The sequence below is a fragment of the Streptomyces sp. NPDC085460 genome (assembly GCF_044541975.1).
In the GTDB taxonomy this organism is placed as follows: Bacteria; Actinomycetota; Actinomycetes; order Streptomycetales; family Streptomycetaceae; genus Streptomyces.
Genome location: NZ_JBITTO010000021.1, coordinates 16,376 through 28,103, shown reverse-complemented (window position 1 = coordinate 28,103; position 11,728 = coordinate 16,376). Strand labels below are relative to the sequence as shown.

The following is an 11,728-nucleotide window of genomic DNA, read 5'->3' as shown; positions in this document are numbered from 1 at the left end:
ACCCTTTCACTACTTGATTAGTGAAAGGGTGGTGGAAGGGACGTGGTCGAGTACCGCATCGACCGGCGCAGCGGCGTCGCCACCTACCTCCAGATCGTCCAGCAGACGAAACAGGCCCTCCGGATGGGCCTCCTGGAGCCCGGCGACCGACTGCCCACCGCACGCGAGGTCGTCGAAGCGACGGCCATCAACCCGAACACGGTCCTCAAGGCGTACCGCGAGCTCGAACGCGAGGGCCTCGTCGAGGCCCGGCGCGGCCTCGGCACCTTCGTCCGCGCCACGCTCGGCACCAGCGCCCCCGCCGACTCGCCCCTCAGGGGCGAGCTCGACGCCTGGGCCCGCCGGGCTCGCGCGGAGGGCATGGACCGCGAGGACATGGCGGCGCTCTTCACCGCCGTACTGACACAGCACTACGAGGGGGACGACGAGAAGTGACCGCGAACGTGGCCCTGGGAGCGGAGCTCCTGGGCAAGAAGTACGGCGGACGGAGGGGCGGCTGGGCCCTCCGGGAGTGCGACTTCGCCCTCCCCGCCGGCCGGATCTGCGCCCTCGTCGGGCCCAACGGCGCCGGCAAGTCCACCCTCCTCGGCCTCGCCGCCGGCCTGCTCCGCCCCACCGAGGGCACGCTCACCGCCCCGCCCCGCGAGGAGCTCGCCTACGTCGCCCAGGCCAAACCGCTCCACCCCCGGCTCACCGTCGCCGACACCCTCCGCATGGGCCGCGAGCTCAACCCCGGCCGCTGGGACGACGCCGCCGCGCTCCGCGCTGTCGAGGGCGGCGGCTTCTCCTCCGGTACCCTCGTCCAGCACCTCTCCGGCGGCCAGCGCACCCGCGTCGCCCTCGCGCTCGCCCTCGGCAAGCGCGCCGGACTCCTGCTCCTGGACGAGCCGATGGCCGACCTCGACCCGCTCGCCCGCCACCAGCTCATGGGCCTGCTGATGTCCGACGCGGCCGAGCGCGGCACCACGGTCGTCATGTCCTCGCACATCCTCACGGAGCTGGAGGGCGCCTGCGACCACCTGATGCTGCTCTCCGGCGGACGCGTCCGCCTCGACGGCGCCGTCGACGACCTGCTCGCCGCGCACACCCTGCTCCGGGGCCCGGTCGCCGACCTCGCCCCGCACACGGTGGTCGACTCCCGCACGACGGGCCGTCAACTCACCGCCCTTGTCCGCCGCGAGGGCCCCGTCGAAGGGCCCTGGGAATCCACCGAACCGTCCCTCGAGGAACTCCTCCTCGCCCACCTCCGCAACCCCGAAGGAGCCGCCGCGTGAGCAGCCTCGCCCTGAAGGGCTCCGCGTGGGTGACGATCCGCCAGTACCGGCGGACGCTGTGGCTGGCGGGCGCGGCGGCGGTCCTGGCCCTGGCCGTGATCGGCGTGCTGCGGATCTGGGACGCGCAGTACCCGGACGTGCGCACGGAGGACGGCTTCCTGCAACTGGACCCGTTCAACAGCGGGAACCCCTGGCTGCGCGGCGCGATGCACTCCTTCTCCGAGGGCGTCCTGGGGATCCCGTTCCTCGTCGCGCTCTTCGTCGCGGGACCGATGCTGGCGCGCGAGTTCGAGTCGGGGACGTACCAGCTCTCGCTCACCCAGTCGGTGAGCCCGGTCTCCTGGCTCCGCGCCAAGCTGACCGTCGCCACCGGCACCGCGCTGGGCGCCGTCCTGCTCCTGACCGGCGCGTACGCGCTCGGCTGGGCGCGGGTCGGCGACTCGTACAGCCTGCTGCGGACGGACGCCGGGCCGTATCTGGTCCTCGGCACCGTCCTCGTCGCCTACACGCTCCTCGCCGTCGCCGTCGGCGCGCTCGCCGGACTGCTGATCCACCGCACCCTGATCGCCATGTCCGCCGCCGGCCTCTTCGTCGGCGTCACCCTGCTCACCCTCCACGCCTGGCGCTGGGACTTCCTGACACCGGTCACGATCACCGGGGAGGCGGTGGAGAACGCCTCGACCCTCATGGCCCCCGACGGCGCGCTCATCGTGAAGCAAGGACTGCTCACCTCCGACGGCAGGCGTCTGGAAGGCTGGTTCTGCGGCGACTCCGGCGGCGCCTGCCGCACCGACGAACCCGTCACCGCCCAGTACCTCGACTACCACCCCGTCTCCCACGTCCTGCCCACCCAGCTCATCGAGACCGGCATCCTCCTCGCCCTCGCCGCCCTCGCGGCCCTCGCCGCCTTCCGGGTGCTCCGCGCACGGCACCCGTAGCGCCGGGGCATCCGCAGGAAGCCGGCACCCGTAGCGCCGGGGCACCCGCAGGAAGCCGGCACCCGTGGCGGCCCGTCACCCGCACGGGTGAAGATGGGGGGCGGGGCCCGTCACAGGCCCCGCCCCCGATTCCCGCACGACATGTCGTCGTCACCCGCCATTCAGACGCGCTTGCGACGCTCACGCAATGAAGCGATCCGTGACCACGCCCGGCGGGGTGATCTCCCCGGGAAGACTTCCCAAGGGGAGACTGCCCTCCCCCACGGCCCGCTCCGACGCGCCCGGCGACCCCTTCGCGCGGAAGAATGGGTCCATGAGCCAGCAGCCCGCCGAGGTCCCGGTCCAGACCTCCGCCACCGCGTCCCCGCAGCCGTCCCTGGGTTCCATAGCGGCCCACCGCCCGCACGCCGTCAACGGCGGCGGAGCCGGGAGCGACCTGGAGCCCGACCTCGACTCCGACCTCGACGCGTACGAGGCGTACACCGAGGACGGCGACGGCACCGACGGCGAGCTGCCGCAGGGCCGCTTCCTCGACCGCGAGCGCAGCTGGCTCGCCTTCAACGAGCGCGTCCTCGAACTCGCCGAGGACCCGACGACCCCCCTCCTCGAACGGGCGAACTTCCTCGCGATCTTCGCCTCGAACCTCGACGAGTTCTTCATGGTCCGGGTCGCCGGCCTCAAGCGCCGCATCGCCACCGGCGTCGCCACCCGCTCCGCCTCCGGTCTCCAGCCCCGCGAGGTCCTGGACCTCATCTGGACCCGCTCGCGCGAGCTGATGGCCCGGCACGCCGCCTGCTACCAGCAGGACGTGGCCCCGGCCCTGGCCGACGAGGGCATCCACCTGATCCGCTGGCCCGAGCTCACGGAGAAGGAGCAGGCGCGGCTCTTCACCCTCTTCCGCCAGCAGATCTTCCCCGTCCTCACCCCGCTCGCCGTGGACCCGGCGCACCCCTTCCCGTACATCTCCGGGCTCAGCCTCAACCTGGCCGTGGTCGTGCGGAACCCGGTCAGCGGCCACCGCCACTTCGCCCGCGTCAAGGTGCCGCCGCTGCTCTCCCGCTTCCTGGAGGCGTCCCCGCAGCGGTACGTGCCCCTCGAGGACGTCATCGCGGCGCACCTGGAGGAGCTGTTCCCCGGCATGGAGGTGCTGGCGCACCACATGTTCCGGGTGACCAGGAACGAGGACCTGGAGGTCGAGGAGGACGACGCCGAGAACCTGCTCCAGGCCCTGGAGAAGGAGCTCATGCGGCGCCGCTTCGGGCCGCCGGTCCGCCTGGAGGTCGAGGAGTCCATCGACCCGTACGTCCTCGACCTGCTCGTCCGCGAGCTGAAGGTCTCCGACGCCGAGGTCTACCCGCTGCCCGGCCCGCTCGACCTGACCGGGCTCTTCGGGGTCGCCTCGCAGGACCGGCCCGAGCTCAAGTACCCGAAGTTCGTCGCCGGCACCCACCGGGACCTCGCCGAGGTCGAGTCCGCGTCCGCGCCCGACATCTTCGCGGCGCTGCGCGAGCGGGACGTGCTCCTTCACCACCCGTACGACTCCTTCTCCACCTCCGTCCAGGCGTTCCTGGAGCAGGCGGCGGCCGACCCGGACGTCCTGGCCATCAAGCAGACGCTGTACCGGACCTCCGGCGACTCCCCGATAGTCGACGCGCTCATCGACGCCGCCGAGTCCGGCAAGCAGGTCCTGGTCCTCGTCGAGATCAAGGCCCGCTTCGACGAGCAGGCCAACATCAAGTGGGCGCGGAAGCTGGAGGAGTCCGGCTGCCACGTCGTCTACGGCCTCGTCGGCCTCAAGACCCACTGCAAGCTGTCCCTGGTGGTCCGCCAGGAAGGCGAGCTGCTGCGCCGGTACTCGCACGTCGGCACCGGCAACTACCACCCGAAGACGGCCCGGCTCTACGAGGACCTCGGCCTGCTCACCGCCGACCCGCAGGTCGGCGCCGACCTCTCCGACCTCTTCAACCGGCTCTCCGGCTACTCCCGCCGCGAGACCTACCGGCGCCTGCTGACCGCCCCGAAGTCGCTCCGGGACGGCCTGGTCTCCCGGATCACCAAGGAGATCGCCCACCACCGGGCGGGCCGGCCCGCGTACGTGAAGATCAAGGTCAACTCGATGGTCGACGAGGCCGTCATCGACGCCTGCTACCGGGCCTCCCAGGCCGGCGTCCCGGTCGACGTCTGGGTGCGCGGCATCTGCGCCGTACGGCCCGGCGTCCCCGGCCTCTCGGAGAACATCCGGGTCCGGTCCGTGCTGGGCCGCTTCCTGGAGCACTCCCGGGTCTTCGCCTTCGGCAACGGCGGCGAGCCCGAGGTCTGGCTCGGCAGCGCCGACATGATGCACCGCAACCTGGACCGGCGCATCGAGGCCCTGGTCCGGGTCTCCGACCCCGCCCACCGGGCGGCACTCACCCGGCTCCTGGAGACCGGGATGTCCGACACCACCTCCTCCTGGCACCTCGGCCCGGACGGGAACTGGACGCGCCACGCGACCGACCCCGAGGGCAAGCCGCTGCGGCACGTGCAGGAGATGCTCATCGACGCGCGGAGGCGCCGGCGTGCACAACCTTGACCCCACGCAGTCCGCGCAGTCCCCGTCCGCGACGCGCTCCGCGCGCGACGCGACCGCGGGCGAGGTCCTCGCTCCCTACCTGCACGCCCGGGCCGCGGACTTCCTCCGCGGCCTGCGGCAGCACGGCGAGAGCGGCGCGGACACCTCCGGAGCCGAGGAGGCCGCCGGTACGCTGCGGGCCGCCGCCCGCCGGATCAGCGGCAGCCTGCACACCTTCCGGCCGCTGCTCGACACCGCCTGGGCCGACCAGCTCCGCACCGAGCTGGCCTGGCTCTCCGGCACCCTCGCCCTGGAGCAGGCGTGCACCTCACGGCTGGTGCGGCTGATGGACGCGCTGAACCGGCTGGCCGGCGGCGCCGGGCCGGTGCCCGCCGCCCGCGGCTCGGAGAGCGCCGGGCTGACCGTCGGCGCCGCCCGGGCCGGCGCCCTCCTGGAACGGCAGCTCACCCTCGCCAGGACCCGGGCCCACTCGGCCGCCCTCCAGGCCCTCGGCTCCTCCCGCTTCCACGCCCTCGCGGACGCCGTCGCCCTCCTCGCCTCCGAGGTGCCGCTCGGCCCGGCCGGGTCCGCCCCCGCCGACGAGGTCCTCGACGCCTCCGCGTCCGTCGCCCGCCGCCGCCTCCTCGACGCGGTCGGCACCCTGCCGCTGAGCCGCGCGGCCCACCCGTACAACGCGGAGGCCCTGGCGCTGGCCGCCGGCGAGAACCAGGACGCGCCCTGGCACCACACCCGGCTGCTGCTCCGGCTCCACCGGTATGCCACCGAGGTGACCGCCCTCGGCGCCGAGCCCGACCCGCCGCTGTACGAGGCGGCCCGGGCCCTCGACCGGCACCGCGACGCCGCCGAAGCGGGGGCCGCCGCCTCCGCGGCGGCCCGTACCCCCCGCATCGCCCCGGCCACCGCGTACGCCCTCGGCATCCTCCACGCCGACCAGCGCCACGAGGTCGAAGCCGCCCGCTTCGCCTTCCAGCACGCCTGGCACACGGTCGCCGTCCCGGTCCCATGACCTCCCCGGAACCGGTCCTGGCGGCGGGCTGCGTCCTGTGGCGCCCGTCGCCGGCCGGGCACGGCATCGAGATCGCCCTCGTCCACCGGCCGAAGTACGACGACTGGTCCCATCCGAAGGGGAAGCGGAAGCGCGGCGAGAGCGCCGAGGCGTGCGCCCGGCGGGAGGTCCTGGAGGAGACCGGGCACCACTGCGCGCTGGGCGCCCGGCTGCCCACCGTCCGCTACCCCGTCGACGGCCGCCCCAAGGAGGTCGTCTACTGGGCGGCCCGCGCCCTCGGCGGCGCCTTCGTGCCGGGCCGGGAGGTGGACCGGCTGCACTGGCTGCCGCCGGCCGAGGCCCGCACCCGCCTGACCCAGCCACGCGACCGCGCGCTGCTCGACTCCCTCCTGGCGACGGCGGCGACCCCGGGCGGACAGCCGGGCGACGCCTGCTAGACCCGGCGCCCCCGCCGGCCCCCGGCCCGAGCCCGGCACCCCGGCCCCGGCCGCGCGTACGGGCCCGGCACGCCGTGCCGGGCCGCACCGTGGCTTACGGCACGGTTCACCTCGCGTTCACTCTCCACGGTTGGCCGCTTCACCTGATCTGCCTAATTTCGGCCTTACGGGGTGCACGGAGCCTGACGATGCACCCGCAACCCGACACACGCCGCCCTCGAAGCGACGGACACCCGGTCCGAAACACGGCGGCTTCTGGAAGGAACCTCCGAAAGTGAAGCTTTCGCGCAAGAACGGGCTTCGCGCCTCCGCGATCGGTGCCCTCGTCGTCTCCGGCGCGCTGGTCCTGTCGGCGTGTGGCTCGGACGACAACAGCGAGCCCACCAAGGGCGGCGGCGACAAGACGTCCGCCGCGGCGTCGAACATCAAGTGCGACGGCGCCAAGGGCCAGCTGCTCGCCGCGGGCTCCAGCGCGCAGAAGGGCGCGATGGACCTGTGGGTGAAGAACTTCCAGGCCGCCTGTGAGGGTGTCGAGGTCAACTACCAGGCCATCGGCTCCGGTGGTGGCATCACCAAGTTCAACCAGGGCCAGGTCGCCTTCGCGGGCTCCGACTCCGCCCTGAAGGACGAAGAGGTCGCCGAGTCGAAGAAGATCTGCCAGGGCGGCACCGGCGTCAACCTGCCCATGGTCGGCGGCCCCATCGCCATCGGCTACAAGCTGGAGGGCGTGGACAACCTCGTCCTGGACGCCCCCACCCTCGCCAAGATCTTCGACAACAAGATCACCAAGTGGAACGACCCGGCGATCGCCAAGCTGAACCCGGGCGCCAAGCTCCCGGACAGCAACATCCAGGCGTTCCACCGCTCGGACGAGTCCGGCACCACCCAGAACCTGGGCAAGTACCTCTCGGTCGCCGCCCCGGCCGACTGGAAGCACGACCCGAAGACGAAGTCGTGGCCGGCCCAGGGCGGCCAGGCCGCCAACGGCTCCTCCGGCGTCGCGACCGCCGTCAAGGACGCCGAGGGCTCCATCGGCTACTTCGAGCTCTCGTACGCCACCGCGAACAAGATCTCCACCGTCAGCCTGAACACCGGCGCCTCCGCCCCGGTCGCGGCCACCTCGGAGAACGCCTCCAAGGCCATCGCCGCCGCCAAGGTCAAGGGCACCGGCAACGACGTGGCCCTCTCCCTCGACTACGCCACCAAGGCCGAGGGCGCCTACCCGCTCATCCTCGTCACCTACGAGATCGCCTGCGACAAGGGCAACAAGGCGGAGACCCTGCCGACCCTGAAGGCGTTCCTCAACTACACCGTCAGCGACGAGGGCCAGAAGGTCCTCGCCGACGCCGGCTACGCCCCGCTCCCGGCCGAGATCGCGGCCAAGGTCCGCGCGATCGTCCCCACCCTGTCCTGACCCCCGGCCGGGGGCGGCCCCTCACCTCCCGTGGAGGTGCCGCCCCCGGCATCCGGTGCACCGCCGCCAGGAGCCGTACCCCGTACGGCTCCGCAGACCGGAGAAACCGATGGTTACCACGACACCACCCATAGACCAGAACAGGAGCAGGCGCGCCAAGAGCGCGGCCCGCCCCGGAGACCGCATCTTCAGCGGCCTCTCCAAGGGGTCCGGCATCACCCTGCTCGTCATCATGGCCGCGATCGCGGGCTTCCTGACCTACCGCGCGATCCTCGCCATCTCCAAGGACAGCACCAACTTCTTCACCACCTTCGAGTGGAACCCGGCCGGTTCCCCGCCGGTCTTCGGCATCGCCGTCCTCGCCTACGGCACGATCGTCTCCTCGATCATCGCCATGGTCATCGCCGTGCCGGTCGCGATCGGCATCGCGCTCTTCATCTCGCACTACGCCCCGCGCAAGCTGGCCAAGCCGCTCGCGTACGTCGTCGACCTGCTCGCCGCCGTGCCCAGCATCATCTACGGCCTCTGGGGCGCGATCTTCCTGGTCCCGTACCTGGACGGCCTCAACAAGTGGCTCGACCAGTACCTGGGCTGGACGTACATCTTCGACAAGGCCGGCGACGGCGTCGCCCGCAACATGTTCACCGTGGGCATCCTGCTGGCCATCATGATCCTCCCGATCATCACCAACGTGACCCGCGAGGTCTTCCTCCAGGCCCCGAAGATGCACGAGGAGGCCGCGCTCGCCCTCGGCGCCACGCGCTGGGAGGTCATCCGCATGGCGGTGCTGCCCTTCGGCCGCTCCGGCATCATCTCCGCCTCGATGCTGGGCCTCGGCCGCGCGCTCGGCGAGACGATGGCCGTCGCCGTCGTCCTCTCGCCCAGCTTCGTCCTCTCGGGCCACCTCCTCGACCCGGGCGGCGGCACCTTCGCCCAGAACATCGCCGCGAAGTTCAACGAGGCCAACGAGTTCGGCCGGGACGCGCTGATCGCCTCCGGTCTCGTCCTCTTCGTCATCACCCTGCTGGTCAACGGCGCCGCGCGCATGATCATCGCCCGCCGCAAGGAGTACTCGGGGGCCAACGCATGAGCCACGCCGTCCAGGATCGCCCCGTGGCGTTCGCCAAGCCCCGCGGCCCCCTCTCCCACGCCCGCCTCCCGCGCTGGACCCCGCTCGCCGTCGCGGCCGGCTCCATCGCCGCCGGCGTCGGCATCGGCCTCGCCGCCGGCTGGCACAGCAAGGTGCAGTGGGGCATGATCTCCGCGCTCCTCTTCGTCCTGGCCACCTACGCCGTCACCACCAAGGTGGAAGGCTCCCGCCAGGCCAAGGACCGCGTCGCCACCAGCCTCGTCTGGGTCTGCTTCGTTCTCGCCGTCATCCCGCTGCTCTCGCTCGCCTGGGTGACGATCAGCAAGGGCATGGAAGTCCTCGACGGCTACTTCCTCACCCACTCGATGAACGGCGTCCTCGACGCCGAGGCCGGCGGCGGCGTCTACCACGCCCTCCTCGGCACCATCGAGCAGGTCGGCATCGCGACCCTGATCGCCGCGCCGATCGGTCTGCTCACCGCGGTCTACCTGGTCGAGTACGGCACGGGGAAGCTCGCCAAGGCCGTCACCTTCTTCGTCGACGTCATGACGGGCATCCCGTCGATCGTCGCCGGCCTCTTCATCCTCGCCACCTGGAACCTGATGCTGGGCTTCGGCCCCTCCGGTTTCGCCGGCGCGATGGCCCTCGCCATCCTGATGATGCCGGTCGTCGTCCGCTCCACCGAGGAGATGCTCAAGCTCGTCCCGAACGAGCTCCGCGAGGCCAGCCTCGCCCTCGGTGTCCCGAAGTGGCGCACGATCCTGAAGGTGGTCCTCCCCACCGCGATCGGCGGCATCACCACGGGCGTCATGCTCGCGGTCGCCCGCATCACCGGTGAGACGGCCCCCGTCCTGCTCCTCGTGTTCGGTACGAAGCTCATCAACCCGAACCCCTTCGAAGGCGCCCAGTCCTCGCTGCCGCTCTACGTGTACGAGCAGTACGCGGTCGGCACCGACGCCGCCGTGGCCCGCGCCTGGGCCGCCGCGCTCGTCCTGATCGCCTTCGTCATGATCCTCAACCTGGTGGCCCGCGGCATCGCCCGCTGGAAGGCCCCGAAGACCGGCCGCTGACCGCGGCACTCTGGATGTGAACTGATATGGCCAAGCGAATCGACGTCAGCGGCCTCTCCGCGTACTACGGCACCCACAAGGCGATCGACGACATCTCCATGACCGTCGAGCCCCGCTCGGTGACGGCCTTCATCGGCCCCTCCGGCTGCGGCAAGTCCACCTTCCTGCGCACCCTGAACCGCATGCACGAGGTCACCCCCGGCGGCCGCGTCGAGGGCAAGGTGATGCTGGACGACGAGAACCTGTACGGCTCCGGTGTCGACCCGGTCGCGGTCCGCCGCACCGTCGGCATGGTGTTCCAGCGCCCCAACCCCTTCCCCACCATGTCGATCTTCGACAACGTGGCGGCGGGCCTCCGGCTGAACGGCTCGTACAAGAAGGCCGAGCTCGCCGACATCGTGGAGCGCTCCCTCAAGGGCGCGAACCTGTGGAACGAGGTCAAGGACCGCCTCAACAAGCCGGGCTCCGGCCTCTCCGGCGGTCAGCAGCAGCGCCTGTGCATCGCCCGCGCCATCGCGGTCGAGCCGGACGTCCTGCTCATGGACGAGCCCTGCTCGGCCCTCGACCCGATCTCGACCCTCGCGATCGAGGACCTGATCGGCGAGCTGAAGGAGCGCTTCACGATCGTCATCGTGACGCACAACATGCAGCAGGCCGCCCGCGTCTCGGACCGCACCGCCTTCTTCAACCTGGCCGCCGTCGGCCAGCCCGGCAAGCTCATCGAGCTGGACGACACCGAGCGCATCTTCTCCAACCCGAGCGTCCAGGCGACCGAGGACTACATCTCCGGCCGCTTCGGATAAGGACTCGTCTGCGGTGCTGCATGGCGGTGCCACCGTACGACGAAGGGCCCGGCTCCCCCAGGGGAGCCGGGCCCGACCATTTCCAGCCACCTACCGACCTCAGCCGAAGACCAGCCGCACCGACCTCAGCCGAAGAACAGCTGCACCACGTAGAAGCTCAGCGCCGCGACGATCGCCGCCGCCGGCATCGTGATGAACCAGCCGAGGATGATGTTCTTCGCGACGCCCCAGCGCACCGCGTTCACCCGCTTCGTCGCACCCACGCCCATGATCGCGGAGGTGATGACGTGGGTGGTGGAGATCGGCGCGTGGAAGAGGAACGCCGAGCCGAACATGATCGACGCACCGGTCGTCTCCGCCGCGAAACCCTGCGGCGGGTCCAGCTCGATGATCTTGCGGCCGAGGGTCCGCATGATGCGCCAGCCGCCCGCGTACGTACCGAGCGAGAGCATCACGGCGCAGGCGATCTTCACCCAGACCGGGATGTCGTCACCGGCCTGCTGCACATCGGCGATGACCAGGGCCATCACCACGATGCCCATCGTCTTCTGCGCGTCCTGGAGGCCGTGGCCGAGCGCCATGCCGGCCGCCGAGACCGTCTGCGCGATGCGGAAACCGCGCTTGGCCTTGTGCGGGTTCGCCTTGCGGAAGATCCACAGGATCGCGCACATCACCAGGTAACCGGCCACGAGGCCGACCACCGGCGAGATGAACATCGGGATGACGACCTTGTCGAGGACGCCGCCCCAGATGACCTCGGTGCCGCCGGCGAGCGCCGCGCCCACCATGCCGCCGAAGAGCGCGTGCGAGGAGGAGGACGGCAGACCGAAGTACCAGGTGACCAGGTTCCAGATGATCGCGCCGACGAGCGCGGCGAAGAGGATGCCCATCCCCTTGTCGCCGTGCGGCGTCTCGATCAGGCCCTCACTGACCGTCTTGGCGACCCCGCTGCCCATGAAGGCGCCGGCGAGGTTCATGACCGCGGCCATCGCGAGGGCGGCGCGCGGGGTCAGCGCCCGCGTCGACACCGAGGTGGCGATCGCGTTGGCCGAATCGTGGAAGCCGTTCGTATAGGTGAAGCCGAGCGCGACACCGATGGTCACGATCAGGGCGAAGGTGTCCAC

General features: G+C 71.5%; 11 protein-coding genes. 10 read left to right on the top strand and 1 reads right to left on the bottom strand.

Features of this window, described 5'->3' with window-relative positions; translation table 11 throughout:
* The first annotated feature begins 42 nt into the window (after positions 1 to 42).
* The 10 genes from ACIGHB_RS33575 to pstB all read left to right on the top strand — a co-directional run bounded on the left by ACIGHB_RS33575 (position 43) and on the right by pstB (position 10,604).
* Positions 43 to 435, top strand: coding sequence for a GntR family transcriptional regulator (locus tag ACIGHB_RS33575; RefSeq protein ID WP_360308170.1), 393 nt, complete (start codon positions 43 to 45; stop codon positions 433 to 435).
* On the top strand, positions 432 to 1,274 hold the full coding sequence (locus tag ACIGHB_RS33570) for an ABC transporter ATP-binding protein (RefSeq protein ID WP_360308167.1): 843 nt from the start codon (positions 432 to 434) through the stop codon (positions 1,272 to 1,274). The genes ACIGHB_RS33575 and ACIGHB_RS33570 overlap by 4 nt, the downstream gene beginning before the upstream one ends.
* On the top strand, positions 1,271 to 2,212 hold the full coding sequence (locus tag ACIGHB_RS33565) for an ABC transporter permease (RefSeq protein WP_399918561.1): 942 nt from the start codon (positions 1,271 to 1,273) through the stop codon (positions 2,210 to 2,212). The genes ACIGHB_RS33570 and ACIGHB_RS33565 overlap by 4 nt, the downstream gene beginning before the upstream one ends.
* Before the next feature lie 313 nt (positions 2,213 to 2,525).
* Entirely contained in the window at positions 2,526 to 4,784 is a 2,259-nt protein-coding gene (locus ACIGHB_RS33560; protein ID WP_399918559.1) for an RNA degradosome polyphosphate kinase, read from the top strand.
* Positions 4,771 to 5,790 carry a CHAD domain-containing protein gene (locus ACIGHB_RS33555; protein ID WP_399918556.1) on the top strand — a complete coding sequence of 340 codons (1,020 nt, stop codon included), beginning with the start codon at positions 4,771 to 4,773 and terminating at the stop codon, positions 5,788 to 5,790. The genes ACIGHB_RS33560 and ACIGHB_RS33555 overlap by 14 nt, the downstream gene beginning before the upstream one ends.
* On the top strand, positions 5,787 to 6,227 hold the full coding sequence (locus tag ACIGHB_RS33550; protein WP_360308158.1) for an NUDIX hydrolase: 441 nt from the start codon (positions 5,787 to 5,789) through the stop codon (positions 6,225 to 6,227). The genes ACIGHB_RS33555 and ACIGHB_RS33550 overlap by 4 nt, the downstream gene beginning before the upstream one ends.
* 274 nt (positions 6,228 to 6,501) lie before the next feature.
* Positions 6,502 to 7,641, top strand: a complete 1,140-nt coding sequence (gene pstS / locus ACIGHB_RS33545) for a phosphate ABC transporter substrate-binding protein PstS (protein WP_360308155.1) — start codon at positions 6,502 to 6,504, stop codon at positions 7,639 to 7,641.
* 109 nt (positions 7,642 to 7,750) lie between these two features.
* Positions 7,751 to 8,731, top strand: a complete 981-nt coding sequence (gene pstC, locus ACIGHB_RS33540; RefSeq protein WP_360308152.1) for a phosphate ABC transporter permease subunit PstC — start codon at positions 7,751 to 7,753, stop codon at positions 8,729 to 8,731.
* Positions 8,728 to 9,801, top strand: coding sequence for a phosphate ABC transporter permease PstA (gene pstA / locus ACIGHB_RS33535; RefSeq protein ID WP_360308149.1), 1,074 nt, complete (start codon positions 8,728 to 8,730; stop codon positions 9,799 to 9,801). Before pstC ends, pstA begins: the two co-directional genes overlap by 4 nt.
* A gap of 26 nt (positions 9,802 to 9,827) precedes the next feature.
* Positions 9,828 to 10,604, top strand: a complete 777-nt coding sequence (gene pstB / locus ACIGHB_RS33530; protein WP_360308146.1) for a phosphate ABC transporter ATP-binding protein PstB — start codon at positions 9,828 to 9,830, stop codon at positions 10,602 to 10,604.
* A 125-nt stretch (positions 10,605 to 10,729) separates the two neighbouring features.
* Here the strand turns inward: pstB and ACIGHB_RS33525 are convergent, their stop codons facing one another.
* Positions 10,730 to 11,728 (bottom strand): inorganic phosphate transporter, encoded by a 999-nt coding sequence (locus ACIGHB_RS33525; RefSeq protein WP_360308143.1) that lies wholly within the window; start codon positions 11,726 to 11,728, stop codon positions 10,730 to 10,732.